Origin of the sequence: Diaphorobacter aerolatus, assembly GCF_014489535.1 — a bacterium.
Classification (GTDB): domain Bacteria; phylum Pseudomonadota; class Gammaproteobacteria; order Burkholderiales; family Burkholderiaceae_C; genus Diaphorobacter_A; species Diaphorobacter_A aerolatus.
In genome coordinates this window covers 595,983-610,858 of the sequence record NZ_CP060783.1, presented here as the reverse complement: position 1 = coordinate 610,858, position 14,876 = coordinate 595,983, and the positions used below count along the sequence as shown (strand labels likewise).

The 14,876-nt window shown below is 61.6% G+C and carries 9 protein-coding genes and 2 pseudogenes; 5 read left to right on the top strand and 6 right to left on the bottom strand.

The genetic code is table 11. The features are described 5' to 3' along the window. Positions 1-13 precede the first annotated feature (13 nt). Positions 14-706 carry a hypothetical protein gene (locus tag H9K75_RS02900; RefSeq protein WP_187724703.1) on the top strand — a complete coding sequence of 231 codons (693 nt, stop codon included), beginning with the start codon at positions 14-16 and terminating at the stop codon, positions 704-706. A gap of 36 nt (positions 707-742) precedes the next feature. Here the strand turns inward: H9K75_RS02900 and H9K75_RS02895 are convergent, their stop codons facing one another. Then, the gene (locus H9K75_RS02895; protein ID WP_187724702.1) at positions 743-1,579 is read right to left on the bottom strand and encodes a PP2C family protein-serine/threonine phosphatase; all 837 of its coding nucleotides are present in this window, start codon (positions 1,577-1,579) and stop codon (positions 743-745) included. 219 nt (positions 1,580-1,798) lie between these two features. Between H9K75_RS02895 and H9K75_RS02890 the strand changes: the two genes are divergently transcribed. Together H9K75_RS02890 and H9K75_RS25365 are read left to right on the top strand one after the other, a co-directional pair. Next, a complete protein-coding gene (locus H9K75_RS02890; RefSeq protein ID WP_226858479.1) occupies positions 1,799-3,325 on the top strand; it encodes an ATP-dependent DNA helicase in 1,527 nt (508 codons plus the stop codon). Next, positions 3,277-3,935 (top strand): annotated as a pseudogene (locus tag H9K75_RS25365) (helicase C-terminal domain-containing protein). The gene H9K75_RS02890 and the pseudogene H9K75_RS25365 overlap by 49 nt, the downstream one beginning before the upstream one ends. On the opposite strand, the gene H9K75_RS02885 reads toward H9K75_RS25365, so the two are convergent. Next, complete coding sequence (locus H9K75_RS02885; RefSeq protein WP_187724701.1) at positions 3,886-4,683, bottom strand: outer membrane protein assembly factor BamD; 798 nt, start codon at positions 4,681-4,683, stop codon at positions 3,886-3,888. The pseudogene H9K75_RS25365 and the gene H9K75_RS02885 overlap by 50 nt on opposite strands. 170 nt (positions 4,684-4,853) lie before the next feature. Between H9K75_RS02885 and dnaE the strand changes: the two are divergent. Beyond that, positions 4,854-8,397: pseudogene (gene dnaE / locus H9K75_RS02880) on the top strand (DNA polymerase III subunit alpha). Between the two features lie 91 nt (positions 8,398-8,488). Next, positions 8,489-11,248 (top strand): ATP-dependent Clp protease ATP-binding subunit ClpA, encoded by a 2,760-nt coding sequence (gene clpA, locus H9K75_RS02875; RefSeq protein ID WP_187724700.1) that lies wholly within the window; start codon positions 8,489-8,491, stop codon positions 11,246-11,248. A 172-nt stretch (positions 11,249-11,420) separates the two neighbouring features. Here clpA and H9K75_RS02870 read toward each other — a convergent pair whose 3' ends face one another. The 4 genes from H9K75_RS02870 to H9K75_RS02855 form a co-directional block, all read right to left on the bottom strand. Next, a complete protein-coding gene (locus H9K75_RS02870) occupies positions 11,421-11,732 on the bottom strand; it encodes a hypothetical protein (RefSeq protein ID WP_187724699.1) in 312 nt (103 codons plus the stop codon). Between the two features lie 133 nt (positions 11,733-11,865). Beyond that, a complete protein-coding gene (locus H9K75_RS02865) occupies positions 11,866-12,663 on the bottom strand; it encodes a PP2C family protein-serine/threonine phosphatase (RefSeq protein WP_187724698.1) in 798 nt (265 codons plus the stop codon). Then, on the bottom strand, positions 12,660-13,298 hold the full coding sequence (gene tagH / locus H9K75_RS02860) for a type VI secretion system-associated FHA domain protein TagH (RefSeq protein WP_264294021.1): 639 nt from the start codon (positions 13,296-13,298) through the stop codon (positions 12,660-12,662). Before tagH ends, H9K75_RS02865 begins: the two co-directional genes overlap by 4 nt. Before the next feature lie 127 nt (positions 13,299-13,425). After that, complete coding sequence (locus H9K75_RS02855) at positions 13,426-14,868, bottom strand: FHA domain-containing protein (protein WP_187724696.1); 1,443 nt, start codon at positions 14,866-14,868, stop codon at positions 13,426-13,428. Positions 14,869-14,876: the final 8 nt, after the last annotated feature.

The following is a 14,876-nucleotide window of genomic DNA, read 5'->3' as shown; positions in this document are numbered from 1 at the left end:
CATGAAGCTCCACATGAGTCGTACCCGCTGGGCAACCAGCCTTTTCGCCCTGCATCTGGCCTGTCTGGGAAGCCTTGTCCAGTCCGCCGAGCCTCAGGCCGATGACCCATCGCAACGCGTACAGGCCGAGCGCGACGCGGAGCGGTCGGGCATCCAGAAGCAGCGCGCCGAGATCGAGCAGCGGCTTGTGAAGCAAGAGGCCGATTGCTACAAGCGGTTCGTGGTGGAGTCGTGTCTGCAATCGGCGCGTGCCAAGGCGCGCGCCGAGGACGGTGTGCTGCGCAGCCGCGAACTCAAGCTCAACGAGGCCGAACGCCGGGAACGTGCCGAGGAGCGTCTGCGCGACATCCGCGAGAGCGAGGAACAGCAGCGCGAGAAGGCCGAGTCCGGGCGCGCACGCAACGATGCGCGCGACCCCGGGGCGGACGCGCAATCGCGTGAGCAAAGCGTTCAGCAGCGCGAGGCAGAGGCGCAGCAGCGCGCCCAGCAGCAGAAGTCGCGCGAGGCCGCCAATGCCCAGGAACAGGCCCATCGTCAGGCAAGCCAGCCCGGCAAGGTCGAACGTGCACGCATGCAATACGAGGCCAAGCAGCGCAAGGCGGCCGAACGCCGCGCCAAGCACGAGCGCGATATCGATGATGCGGCGCGGCTCGGAAAACCCGGAGCGGCCCCTCTGCCGAATCCGGCGGCATCCGGCGCGCAGTGATTTCCGCGATTTCCGGGCTGAAGTCCAGGGCGCAGTTCAGCGCGTAGGCACGTAGTTGCCGACGCTGTGGCCTTCCGAACGTGCGAGGTCGTTGGTTGTCGGTACCTTCTTTTCCTCTTCGAGCGCATCGATTTTCACGATCACGAGCGACAGGTTGTCTCCCGTGCCGCGCGCGCGGGCGCGGGCCTTGTCGATCAGGAACTCGGTCGCCTCGCGCGGCGTGAGCGAGTTGGCGACCGAGGCCAGCTCGGTAGGGGCGAAGTAGTGCCAGACGCCGTCGCTGCAGGCCAGAATCACATCGCCTGGTTGCAAGTTGTTGATCATGTGGGACGCTGCCGGAGGATCGGCCTCGGTGCCAAGGCAGCCCACGAGAATGTTCGAGTGCGGATGGTTGTGCGCCTCGGCCTCGGTGATCTCGCCGCGATCCACCAGCGACTGCACATAGGAGTGGTCACTGGTTCGCTGGATCAGTTGTCCGTACTGCACGTGGTAGATGCGCGAATCGCCGGCGTGCACCCAGTGGCATTCGCCGCGCGGCGTGATCAGGAACGCGGCCACCGTGCTGTGCGGTTCCTGCTCGGTCGAAATGGCGGTCAGGCGAATGACGATGTGGGCTTCGGTGACGATATGCTTGAGCATCGTGGGGCCGTCGTCGACATCGGGGGAATAGCGTTCAAACAATTGCTGCGCCGTGAGCAGCACCTGGTCGGACGCCTTGCGTCCGCCGCTGCGCCCGCCCATTCCATCTGCAACAATGCCGAGCACGCAGCCGTTGAATCGCGGGTGTGACAGCAAGGCGACCCGGTCTTGCTGGTATTCCCGATCTCCCTTGTGGATCCCGGTGGATGCGGTCAGTCGAAAGGCTTTGGACATGGCGGGATTTTTTCTGTTTCGTTGTTTGGCGCATTGGAACCGCTGAGCGCCCCTCGCCGAAGTTTAATCTGTGGATCACTATCGGCTTCCTCTTGCAATGATTGTTGCGTAAAAAGTGATTCTGAATCTACAGAAATTTATGGATTTCCCTGAATTCGACTGGAAACCCACGGGTTTTCCCTTTTTCGCGGCCTGCTTGACGACGGCGGGGTGGTGCGCATGACGGAGTGGGAATCGGATGCGCGGTCCGTGCTCGACGACGGCGGAGCGCTGGCGCAGAGTCTGGCGGGCTTCCGGCCCCGGCAGGAGCAGATGGCCATGGCCGCAGCGGTGGCGCGCGCCATCGAGGATGGCGGATGTCTGGTGGTGGAGGCCGGAACCGGCATTGGCAAGACGTTTGCGTATCTGGTGCCGGCGCTGCTCAGTGGCAGGCGCGTGTTGATTTCCACCGCAACCAAGGCGCTTCAGGATCAGCTGGTGCATCGCGACCTGCCGAGATTGCAGGAAATTCTGGGCAGGCACCGGGCGATCCATCGCCGCGTTGCATTGCTCAAGGGCCGCGCCAACTATCTGTGCCTGCATCGCCTGGATCAGGCCGTCTCGGGACTGCTGGAGGCGGGAGTGACCACCTCACCACTCCTGGTGATACGCGCCTGGGCGCAATCGACGCGCAGTGGCGATCTCGCGGAACTGGGCGGACTGCATGCGGACGGGCATCTGCAATCGCAAATCAGCTCCACGCGCGACAACTGCCTGCGCGGCCAATGCCCGCGCTACGATGACTGTCACGTCTACCGGGCACGACGCCTGGCGATGGCGGCCGATGTCGCGGTGGTCAATCACCATTTGTTCTTTGCCGATCTGGCGGCGGCGCAGGATGGGGGCGAACCCGAGTTGCTGGCCCATTCGCAGGTGGTCATCTTCGACGAAGCGCACTCGCTCAATGCCGTAGGCCAGCAGGCGTTCGGGCTGGAGTTCGGTTCGCGCCAGGTGATCGCCTTCGCCAACGATCTACGACAGACCGGACAATCCGAGGCGCAGGGCTGGCGTGACTGGACGGCCCTCGCCATGGAGCTGCTGGACGCGGCCAGAGCGCTGGTAGTGTGCTGCGCGGCGCTGCCGGACAACAGCCGCATCGCGTGGCAGGACGAGGCACCCGACGGCGTATCCGGCGCGCAGTGGGCGAAGGCGTGGAGCGCATTGGAGACAGGCCTGCGCACCGCGCTGACCGAACTCGATGCCGTCACCGTCGCCTCGCCCGATCTGCTGCGCCTGCATCAACGTGCCGTGGTGATGCTGCAGAACCTGGGCGCGCTGTCCTCGGCCGAGGATCGCTCCCGCGTGCGCTGGCTGAGTCGGACCAGCGACGGCGTGCATCTTTCACAGACGCCGTTTCGCGCGGGACCCGATCTACAGCGGTTGTGGGCGACCGCACGTTCGGCGGAGGCGACCATTGCCGAAGCCAGTGCCTGGGACGACGATGAGGCCGCCAAAGAGACGCGCGCCTTCATCTTCACTTCCGCCACACTGGGCACCAACGATGCGCTTGACTGGTTCACGGAGCCACTGGCGCTGGAAAAGTCGACGACCGTCATGCGGCTTCAGAGCCCGTTTGACTACGCATCGCAGGCCACGCTGTTCATTCCCGATCACTTGCCTTCCGCCAACGATTTGCAGCATGCGGCGGCGCTGGCGCGATGGCTTGTCGATTCTCTTGTGAGCCTCGGGGGCGAACGCTGTTTCTGACGACCAGCCTGCGTGCGATGGATGAAGTGGCTCGCGTGCTTCGCAAGCAGCTTGCCGATCATCCACAGATCGCCTTGCTGGTGCAGGGCGACCTGACCTCAAGCCAGATTGCCGAGCGGTTTCAGGCGTCGATCCTTGATGAAAAAACGGCAAGCGCGCGGTCAGGCTGCGTGCTGGTCGCCTCGCATACCTACTGGCAGGGTTTCGACGTGCCGGGTGACGCGTTGCAGATGGTGGTGATCGACAAGCTGCCGTTTCCCGTGCCGACCGATCCGCTGGTCGAAGCCTACGAACAGTTTCTCGCGGGCAGGGTCGCAATGCGTTCAAGGAATTCGCGCTTCAGGAGGCCGCGATGGCTCTGCGGCAGGGAGCGGGGCGGCTGATTCGCGGCGAGACGGATTCGGGCATGCTGGTGGTGGCCGATGCGCGCCTCGCCAAGGGATATGGCAAATGGCTGCAACGCCAGTTGCCGCCGATGCGGCGTCTGGCCTCAGAGGCCGAATTTCACGACGAGGTCGCGCGACTGGCGAAGCTGCAAGCGGATGGCAACGCTGGCGCGACTACCAGAACTTCCACCACGGATCGCTCTTCTTCGCAAAGCCGGATTTGAGAAACTCGCTGTTCGGGTACGACGCCTCGATCACGCGGCGCGTGTCGTCGCGCAGTTGCTCAAGGCCCAGCGCGTCATAGGAGCGCATGATGATGTAGAGCGCCTCTTCGACGGCCGGCACTTCCTTGTAGTCGGCCACGGCAACCTGCGCGCGGCTGATGGCGGCCACGTAGGCGCCGCGCTCGAAGTAGTAGCGCGCCACGTGCACCTCATACTGTGCCAGCGAGTTGACGATGTAGGTCATGCGCTGGCGGGCGTCCGGCGTGTAGCGCGATTCGGGGAAACGCGTGACGAGTTCCCGGAACGATTCGAAGGAATCCTTGGCAGCCTTCTGGTCGCGCTCGGAAAGGTCCTGGCGCGACAACCACGAGAACATGCCCAGATCTTCGTTGAAATTGACGATGCCCTTCAAGTACAGCGCGTAATCGGTCGCGGGCGACGACGGGTGCAATTTGAGGAACCGGTCGAGCGTGGCGACCGCCTGGGCCTTGTCGTTGTTCTTGTATTGGGCGTAGGCCTTTTCGAGCTGGGCCTGTTGCGCGAGCGGTGTGCCCGCGGCACGGCCTTCGAGCTTCTCGAACAGCGGCACGGCCTTGTCGAAACTGCCGGAATTGGCCTCGTCGCGCGCTTCTGAATAAATCTTGTTGGGACTCCAGCCTGCAGTCTTGTCCACGTTGGTGCTGGAGCAGCCCGCAAGAAGGCCGGCAGCCAGCAATGCAGAGAACAGGGGCAGATTCAGACGCGACATAAAGGCAGTATTTCCCGCAGAGGAAGAATTGAGCATTCAGTTTAGCCACCAGCCGCATAGGGATATGCCGACCGGCCGCAAATCGTTGGCAAGAGGGCATTGTATGCGCCGCGTGACGCATGGGGGTTTGCGTCGGCCACATGGCTCGCACAAGTTTCTACAATCACTCCATGTTTGTTCACCTGCGCCTTCACACCGAGTTTTCCGTCGTCGATGGAACCAACCGGATCGACGAGATCATCAAAGCGGCCGCCAAGGATGGCCAGCCCGCCATGGCACTCACCGATCTGAACAACATGTTCGGAGGGGTGAAGTTCTACAAGGAAGCGCGCGGCAAGGGCGTGAAACCCATTGTCGGCGCGGAAATCAGCGTGCCTATGGAGGGCGATACCAGCGCGGTCGCCCGGATGATCCTGCTGATCCAGAGCGATCAGGGATATTTCAGCCTGTCGGAAATCCTCGCGCGGGCCTGGACCAGCAACGTCGTCAAAAACGTGCCCCTGGTCAAATGGGAGTGGCTGGACGAACTCAACGAGGGTTTGATCGCGCTCTCTGGTGCGCAGGCGGGACCGGTCGGGCAGCCATTGATGCGCGGCGACGAGGCCACGGCCAAGGAAATCGCCACGCGACTCGCGCGCATATTCCCGCACCGGTTTTACATGGAGATACAGCGCGCGGGCCGCAGCGACGATGAGTCGCATGTGACCCAGGCGGTGCAGCTCGCGGCGCGCATGAACCTGCCGGTGGTCGCGACACACCCGATCCAGTTCGCGACTGCGGACGACTACGAATCGCACGAGGCGCGCGTCTGCATCGCCGAGGGCGAAATTCTCGGCAACCAGCGCCGCGTGCGCCGGTTCACGCGTGAACAGTATTTCAAGACCGCGGCCCAGATGGAGGCGCTGTTCGCCGACCTGCCGTCTGCCGTCGAGAACACGCTCGAAATCGCCAAGCGCTGCAGCCTCACGCTGGTGCTCGGAAAACCGCGCCTGCCGGATTTTCCCACGCCCAACGGCATGCCGATCGACGACTATTTCCGTTATGCGTCCTATCAGGGTCTGGAGGAACGGCTCGCCTATCTGTTCCCCGAGGAGCCCCGGCGCGACAAGGCGCGGCCACGCTACGTCGAGCGGCTGGAGTTCGAGCTGCACACCATCCTGCAGATGGGATTTCCGGGCTACTTCCTCATCGTGGGTGACTTCATCCAATGGGCCAAGAACAATGGTTGCCCCGTGGGGCCGGGCCGTGGCTCGGGTGCGGGTTCGCTGGTTGCCTATGCGCTCAGGATCACCGACCTCGACCCGCTGCAATATGCACTGCTGTTCGAGCGTTTCCTGAACCCCGAACGTGTTTCGATGCCGGACTTCGACATCGACTTCTGCCAGGGCAATCGCGACCGGGTGATCGACTACGTGAAGCAGAAATACGGCAAGAACGCCGTGAGCCAGATCGCCACGTTCGGCACAATGGCGGCCAAGGCCGCGATCCGCGACGTGGGCCGCGTGATGGACATGAGCTACACGTTTTGCGACGGCATCTCCAAGCTGGTGCCGGGCAAGCCGGGCATGAGCTATACGTTGGCCTATCCGCCCGAGCAGAAGAAGGAAGGCGACAAGAACAACTACGCGCTCGAGCTTGAACCGATGCTCTACGACCGTGTCCGCAACGAAGAAGACGTGCGCACGGTGATCGAGATGGCGCAAAAGCTCGAAGGCGTGACCCGCAACATCGGCATGCACGCGGGCGGCGTGGTGATCGCGCCCGGCAAGCTGACCGACTTTTGCCCGCTCTATCAGCAGCCGGGCAGCGAGTCGGCCGTTGCCATGTATGACAAGGATGACGTGGAAGACGTCGGCCTGGTGAAGTTCGACTTTCTGGGGCTCGCCACGCTCACGATCCTCGAAATTGCCCGCGGATTCATCCAGAAGCGCCACAAGGGCAAAGAGAACTTTGCGTTCGAGGACATTCCGCTCGACGACGCGAAAACCTACAACCTGTTCTCCGATGGCAAGACCGAGGCCGTGTTCCAGTTCGAATCGCGCGGCATGCAGGGCATGCTCAAGGAGGCCAGGCCGAGCCGTCTCGAAGATCTGATCGCGTTGAACGCGCTGTACCGTCCGGGCCCGATGGACCTGATCCCGAGCTTCGTCGACCGCAAGCACAAAAGGGAAGTGGTGGAGTATCCGCATCCGCTCGTGGAAAACGTGCTGTCCGAGACCTACGGCATCATGGTCTATCAGGAGCAGGTGATGCAGACCGCGCAGGTGCTGGGCGGCTACAGCCTCGGCGGCGCCGACTTGCTGCGCCGTGCGATGGGCAAGAAGAAGGTCGAGGAGATGGTCAAGCACCGCGCGATCTTCCGCGAGGGTGCGGCCAAAAACGACATCAGCGAGGAGAAAGCCGACGAGATTTTCGACCTGATGGAGAAGTTCGCGGGCTACGGCTTCAACAAGTCACACGCGGCCGCCTATTCGCTGCTCGCCTATCACACCGGCTGGCTCAAGGTGCACTACACGGCGGAGTTCTACTGCGGCAACATGACCGTGGAAATGGACGACACCGACAAGCTGAAGGTGCTCTACGAGGACGCGGTCAAGAATTTCGGCATGACCTTCGAGCCGCCAGATGTGAATCGCGGCATGTACCGCTTCGAGCCGGTCACCGACAAGGTGATCCGCTACGGGCTCGGTGCCATCAAGGGCACCGGGCAGGCCGCCATCGAGGCCATCATCGCCGCGCGCGAAGGCCGGGGGAGGGTCCGCAGGGCCATGTGAAGGGTCCGTTCACCAGCCTGTTCGATTTCTGCGTGCGCGTGGACCGCGCGCGCATCAACAAGCGCACGGTGGAGGCGTTGATCAAGGGCGGGCATTTGATTCGATTCACCTGAACCGTGCGGCGCTGTCGGCATCACTCGATACCGCGTTCGAGTTTGCCGCCGCGTCGCACGCCAACGCCAACCAGTGTGGCCTGTTCGACATGATGGGCGACGACGCTCAGGGCTCGAGCACCAAGGAGCCCGAACTCGCCGATGTGACGCCCTGGGGCATCAAGGAGCGACTGACGCTGGAGAAGACCGCCATCGGCTTCTACCTGTCGGGCCATCTGTTCGACGAGGTGGCGCACGAGGTCCGCAAGTTCGTGCGCACCTCCATCGAGGAGTTGCAGGACAACCGCGAGGTGCAGACCATCGCCGGCATCGTGACCGACTATCGCGTGATCACCGGACAACGCGGCAAGCTCGCGCTGTTCAAGCTCGACGACAAGTCCAAGGTCATCGAGGCCTCGGCCGACGAGGGCGTGATCGCGGCATCGGGTCCGATCAAGGAGGACGATTTCGTGGTCGTGGCCGGTCGCCTGCAGCTTGACCGGTTCAGCGGTGGGCTGCGCGTCAAGGTGCTGCAGATCTCGGATCTGGCAGCGGCGCGCGCCAAATACGCAAAATACCTGCGCGTGGCGGTTCGCGAGAACCTGCCCGATGTGGCAGCGCTGGTGCGCGAATTTCCGCCACGAGTGGAGGAAACCGACCATGGCGAAATCCTCAGGCGCGGCCTGAAGGTGCGTTTTGACATGAAGATCGACTCGGACCGCGGCGCGGCGGTGGCCGAACTCAGTCTCGGCGAGGCCAGCAGCTTCTTTCCGAGCGACGCGGCCCTTGCGGCCTGGGGCAGCATGGCCGGCTCCGGGGCGGTGTCCGTGGTGTACGACCACGGCTGAAACCATGGACCCAACTTTGCCGCTTGAAAACTACTAATATGGCTCCAATTGAACCGCGAACCGCAGAATTTAGCTGGCTAGAATAATCTTCATGGCAACCAAACCTCCCACGACTCCCAAGCTACCCCAGACCCGACCCAAGCAGGAAGATGGCGGCTCGGTCGTGCTGGAGCGGCGCACGCTGCGCACGGAGCCGCCGAAGATGTATCAGGTGGTCATGCTCAACGACGACTACACGCCGATGGAGTTCGTCGTTGTGATGCTGCAGGAATTTTTCTCGAAAGATCGCGAGGCGGCCACGCAGATCATGCTCAAGATCCATCTGGACGGTAAAGGCGTTTGCGGGGTTTTCACCCGTGACGTTGCCGCAACCAAGGTCGAACAAGTTCTCGACGCCGCCAACAAGGCGGGCATCCTTTGCAATGTGTGTGCGAGCCAGTTGAATAATTGGCATGGCGCCCCGATCTACAGTCAATCTCTGAAACGCAAGCGAAAAAGGAGTTCTCACATGATTGCCCAGGAACTGGAAGTCAGCTTGCACATGGCCTTCGTAGAGGCCCGCCAGCAGCGCCACGAGTTCATCACCGTGGAGCATTTGCTGCTTGCACTGCTAGACAACCCAAGCGCCGCAGAAGTGCTGCGCGCGTGCGCCGCAAACATTGATGATTTGCGCGCCTCGCTCACCAATTTCATCAAGGACAACACGCCGCAGGTCGCAGGATCGGACGAAGTCGACACCCAACCCACGCTCGGTTTCCAGCGTGTGATCCAGCGCGCCATCATGCACGTGCAGTCCACGGGCAATGGCAAGAAGGAAGTCACCGGCGCCAACGTGCTGGTGGCGATCTTTGGCGAGAAGGATTCGCACGCCGTGTACTACCTGCACCAGCAGGGCGTCACGCGCCTCGACGTGGTCAACTACATTGCCCACGGCATCAAGAAGGGCGAGCCGCCGGAGCCTACCAAGGCCGAAGGTCAGCCCGAGGCCGAAGAGGGCGGTGGAGAACGCAACGAGAAGGCATCGCCGCTCGAGCAGTTCACGCTCAATCTGAATCAGGCCGCCAAGGAAGGCAAGATCGATCCGCTGATCGGTCGCCAGTACGAGGTCGAGCGCACCATCCAGATCCTCTGCCGTCGCCGCAAGAACAACCCGCTGCTCGTGGGTGAAGCCGGCGTGGGCAAGACCGCGATTGCCGAAGGCCTTGCCTGGCGCATCACCCAGAACGACGTGCCGGAAATCCTCGCCGAGGCCACCGTGTACTCGCTCGACATGGGTGCGCTGCTGGCGGGCACCAAGTACCGCGGCGATTTCGAGCAACGTCTCAAGGGCGTTCTCAAGTCGCTCAAGGACAAGCCCAACGCCATTCTGTTCATCGACGAAATCCACACGCTGATCGGCGCGGGCGCTGCATCGGGCGGCACGCTGGACGCATCGAACCTGCTCAAGCCGGCGCTCTCGAGCGGCCAGCTCAAGTGCATCGGCGCGACCACGTTCACGGAATACCGCGGCATCTTCGAAAAAGATGCGGCGCTCTCGCGTCGCTTCCAGAAGGTGGACGTGGTCGAGCCCACCGTGGCGGAAACCGTCGACATCCTCAAGGGTCTGAAGTCGCGCTTTGAAGAGCACCACAGCGTCAAGTACGCGCTGGCGGCACTACAGGCTGCGGCCGAACTCTCGGCCAAGTACATCAACGACCGTCACCTGCCCGACAAGGCCATCGACGTGATCGACGAGGCCGGTGCTGCCCAGCGCATCCAGGTGCCGAGCAAGCGCAAGAAGACCATCGGCAAGGCCGAGATCGAAGAGATCGTGGCCAAGATCGCGCGCATCCCGCCCGCCAATGTCTCGAACGACGATCGCAGCAAGCTGCAAACGCTCGAGCGCGACCTCAAGAGCGTGGTGTTCGGTCAGGACAAGGCGCTCGAGGTGCTGGCATCCGCCGTCAAGATGGCACGCTCGGGCCTGGGCAAGGGCGACAAGCCGATTGGCTCGTTCCTGTTCAGCGGCCCGACCGGAGTCGGCAAGACCGAGGCGGCCAAGCAGCTCGCCTACATCATGGGCGTGGACCTGATCCGCTTCGACATGTCCGAGTACATGGAACGCCACGCGGTGAGCCGACTGATCGGTGCGCCTCCGGGCTACGTGGGTTTCGATCAGGGCGGTCTGCTCACCGAAGCGATCAGCAAGAAGCCGCACGCGGTGCTGCTGCTCGACGAAATCGAGAAGGCGCATCCGGACATCTTCAACGTGCTGTTGCAGGTGATGGACCACGGCACGCTGACCGACAATAACGGACGCAAGGCCGACTTCCGCAACGTCATCATCATCATGACGACGAACGCGGGCGCCGAGACCATGAACAAGGCCACCATCGGCTTCACCAACCCGCGTCAGGCGGGCGATGAAATGGGCGACATCAAGCGCCTGTTCACGCCGGAATTCCGCAACCGTCTGGATGCGATGGTGAGCTTCAAGCCGCTCGACGAGCAGATCATCCTGCGCGTGGTGGATAAGTTCCTGTTGCAACTGGAGCAACAGCTCGCCGAGAAGAAGGTCGAAGTCACGTTCACCGACGACTTGCGCAAGCATCTGGCCAAGAAGGGTTTCGATCCCCTCATGGGTGCTCGCCCAATGCAGCGCCTGATCCAGGACACGATCCGTCGTGCACTGGCAGACGAACTGCTGTTCGGCAAGCTCACCGACGGCGGCCGCCTGACCGTCGACATCGAGGTCGGCACCGACGACAAGGGCAACGAGACCTCCGAGGTCAAGCTCGACATCCAGTCGCTCGCCAAGAAGGAGCGCACCAAGTCGGAACCCGCCGAGCCGGAAGAGGCGACGGCAGACTGATTAAATAGTCAGTCCGCTACCTAAAACAAAGCCCGCAGCTTGAAAGAGCTGCGGGCTTTTGTATGTGGAAATACCGCAAATGTGCTTAGAAGTTTTCGGCGGGTCGTAAGGAATGGAGGACTTTGCTGGCGTTTTGCAGCCGCCAAACAACGGGGTGACAACGACCACAGAATCACGTCCTGTCACTGGCCTTGCGTAGCAACGAGGGTGAAACTTTCCAATCTTGCCCATCATCAGTGCGCAAACTTGCGGTTTTCTTGTTGAGTCGAACGATTGTCCCGCGTTTGATGACTCCTTGGTTCGTGGTGAATTCAACGCGGTCGCCCTCGGTAAATTGGGCCAGTTGCACGGTGCTTTTGACTTGGGCGAGTAAATTCAGGCGCTCAATGACCATGCGATTGAGATACAACAGGTCTTCCTCGCCCATGTGGCGCAAGGCTTCAGCAAATAACTCACGATCTAAAATGGTTTGCTTTGAGTTCATTTGGGCAGTTTATGCGTCACCTGCCGAGATCAAGGACACGATGACGTAGTGCGGAGCGACGGTATCGAAGCGCAGCCAACGCAAGCTCAGTGCGCGCCGGGTCGCGAAATAGTGATGAGTTGATCCGGCCTGATCACAACCTCATGGCAATGGTCTTCTCGCTGCCCGCGGTGATCCAGACCCCGGTGGCCGTGAAGTTGTCATTCGAGCCGCTGCCGACCAGCGCGACCTGTTTCATTATTTCATCGATCCAGTCCTGAACGCTGACGGCCTGGCTGAGGGTGCGTTCAATGAATGAGGTGTTGACCATGCTCCATACGCCGTCCGTGCAGATGAGGAAGGCGTCGCCGTCGGTGACGGTTACGGCGCTTGGTAGAACACTGGGTTCGACCTCGCTGTTTGCTCCGGCGGCTCCGAGCAGCACATTGCGTTTGGGATAGTTAGCTGCGTCTTCTTCCGAGAGCAGTCCTGCTGACACGAGGCTTTGTACGACGCTGTGGTCCTCGGTCATGGTGACCAATTCATTGTTGCGAAACCAGTAGATGCGAGTGTCTCCCCAGTGTGCCCAGATGGCTTGCTGGGAGTAGGTGTCTATGCGCAGTTCCGCAATCGTCGTGCACATGTTGGACATCTCGGGGTGGGCGATCTGTTCACGTTTGATCGCCGTCGAAATGGCCAGGAATTGGCGCGACATTTCGTTCGGATCCAGGCTCAACTCGCTTTGTCTGATGGTCGAAACGGCCAGTGCCGCAGCATGCCTGCCGCCAGAGGTTCCACCCATTCCATCGGCGACCGCAAACGAGACGATGCCACGGTCATGCGCGTGACAGTAGGCGTCTTCGTTGTAGTTCCGATCACCCTGGTTCGAGAGCGTGTAGTGGGTCAGCGCCACGGAATCCTCGTCTACTGGAAGCGGCTGAATGGTCGTCACTTGCTGGTTCCTTTGCTTTCAATGCTCTCGGTCTCTGTCTGGTAGGCGCTGTGGAATTCAGCGCCCCAGGACGCAGGTGTCTGGTTCTTCATCTCGTCCTTGAGCCATCGGTAGTAGTTGCAATACATCTCCCAGAGACGGGCATTGCGCTGCGCCGCAAACAGGGTTCGCTGGCGTCCCTGCGCGTCGAGTTGCTCCTCGATGATTCGCGGATCGAAACGCTCGAACAGACCCTGAACGGCCGCTTGCGTTCCAGCCATCATTCCCACTTCATGCGCGCGAAGGTCGAGGCGTGCGTTTTCAATGGCCGCCGGCCCTGGCAAAAATCCCGGCATCTTGGGGCCAAAGATCTGAGCCAGCGCGGCCCCACCCGTCGGCAGGAACTTGAGCGGATTGTTGGCTTCGGCATTGATCAGGGTGACTGCTATGCGTACCTCCTGTTTGGTGGCCGCGCGCGAACCGAGCAGATCCATATAGCCTTGAACGCTGCCGCTTAGCATCTGGCCGATCATGTACATCATGTCGGTGGTCAGTTGCTGGGGGTAACGACAATCGGAAAGCCCAGCGCCGCGTTTGAAAGCGGCAAGCAATTCTTGATCCGACTCGCTTGGCGTGGCGGACGCCTCGGCTTGCAACGCGGCATTCGTTGTCGGGACGCGCTTCTGCAATTGCGGACCGTCCGTAGGAGGCAGGGGGCCGGGTGTGGCTCAACCGGATCATGCATCGGGTGGATCGACTCCGCAACACTGGGAGGGAGCGGAGTCAGTTCCTGGCCCAGCACCGTATTGTCGGAAGGCCCGCCAAGATCAAAGAAAACATCCAGACTCTCGACCCTCGATGGCGGTGCAGGTTGTGGCAGGGCCGTAGGAGGCGTTGGGTCGGCGGACGGTAAGGGGGAGGGACAGAGAGCGTTGTCTCTGCCATCGCCTGAGTTGGGTGAGCGGGCGGAGCACTCGCTGGTGAAAATGGCGCGAGCGGGTCGGGAAGTTCCTCTGCGGACGAAGCGGCTGACGGCAAGGGGCGCTCGGAGACCGCATCATTTGCGAACGTTTCTTCGTGCAGCGCGCGCGGTGCCCGAAAATACGAGCCCATTTCGGAGGTGTGGTCACGTTGAACCGGGCCGCCTGGTTTGTCGTTACCGAACAGTACCTCGGGATTGAGGTCTCCCGCCACGCGTTCCCGGGAAAACAGATCCAGCGGATCCACCTTGGTTGACGCGTCCATGAACGATTGGTGCTTGTCCGTGTGCAGCGGATCAAGCGTCATGGAGTCGATGGAGCCTTCGTTCGGCTGGAAGATGGCATCGAAGGAGCGTTCCGGGAACATTTCCTTGACGTTGCCCGACTGAAACATGTTCTGGAGCGGATCGTCGATATTGCGGTGAGCGACTCCACCGGATGCCATGGGGTTGAAGTCATCGGGGATGACGCTCGAAGTACCTCGTCTGATCTGGCTGGCTGGCGCGGATGACAGTTGCGCGTCTATGGGGCCGGACATGAGGTCCGCAAACGGATCACTTCGGCTGGCAGGAGATGAAGAACGGCCTGCGGGCTGCTGAATCGGTGCCGTCGGCATGGCGAACGGGTCGCCTGGCAGATGGGCTTGTGCAGCATTGTTCTCGGCCGTGTACGCCTGAGCCGCAGGAGGCTGCTCTACCGGCGTGCTCAGCAGATCGTCGAAAGGCCCTCTCAATGCGGAAGCGGGGCCTTGGTGCTTTTCGATTATTGGCGAAGCCAAAGGCTGCGGCGGCAACAGCCCCGCTGCATCTGATGGAACATGGAGACTCGGCGAATGCGGCTCCACTGGCTGAAGTACCGAGGCAGCATCACTGGCTTCTCGCCTGACTGGTATTTGCGTAACGAGCGCCGAAGGCGCGGAAGCTGCATGAGTCGCCTGTTCAACGGAGATGACGTAGTTGCCGGTGCGCCATTCATCCTTTGCACCGATCGCCAGGCGCGCACCCGGCGCAAGTTCCCGTCCGTTCACGTAAATCGGATTCGAGGTGCTTGCATTGAGCAGATGGAAAGCATTGTTTTCCCAGATGATCTGCGCCTGGATCCGCGAGATCCTGCGCATTGGGTCGACAAGCACCATGTTGCAACGCGGATCGCGGCCCACGGTGCCACCTTCGGTACCAAACCACCCCTCGATGGGTGCTTGCGTTTCATTTGCGTAACCCGAGTGGGCTATCAAATGCAGTTGCATTTCAGATC

Coding starts and splice junctions, on each gene's coding strand:
- H9K75_RS02900 (WP_187724703.1), top strand. CDS start 14: ATGAGTCGTACCCGCTGGGCAACCAGCCTTTTCGCCCTGCATCTGGCC.
- H9K75_RS02895 (WP_187724702.1), bottom strand. CDS start 1,579: ATGTCCAAAGCCTTTCGACTGACCGCATCCACCGGGATCCACAAGGGA.
- H9K75_RS02890 (WP_226858479.1), top strand. CDS start 1,799: ATGACGGAGTGGGAATCGGATGCGCGGTCCGTGCTCGACGACGGCGGA.
- H9K75_RS02885 (WP_187724701.1), bottom strand. CDS start 4,683: ATGTCGCGTCTGAATCTGCCCCTGTTCTCTGCATTGCTGGCTGCCGGC.
- clpA (WP_187724700.1), top strand. CDS start 8,489: ATGGCAACCAAACCTCCCACGACTCCCAAGCTACCCCAGACCCGACCC.
- H9K75_RS02870 (WP_187724699.1), bottom strand. CDS start 11,732: ATGAACTCAAAGCAAACCATTTTAGATCGTGAGTTATTTGCTGAAGCC.
- H9K75_RS02855 (WP_187724696.1), bottom strand. CDS start 14,868: ATGCAACTGCATTTGATAGCCCACTCGGGTTACGCAAATGAAACGCAA.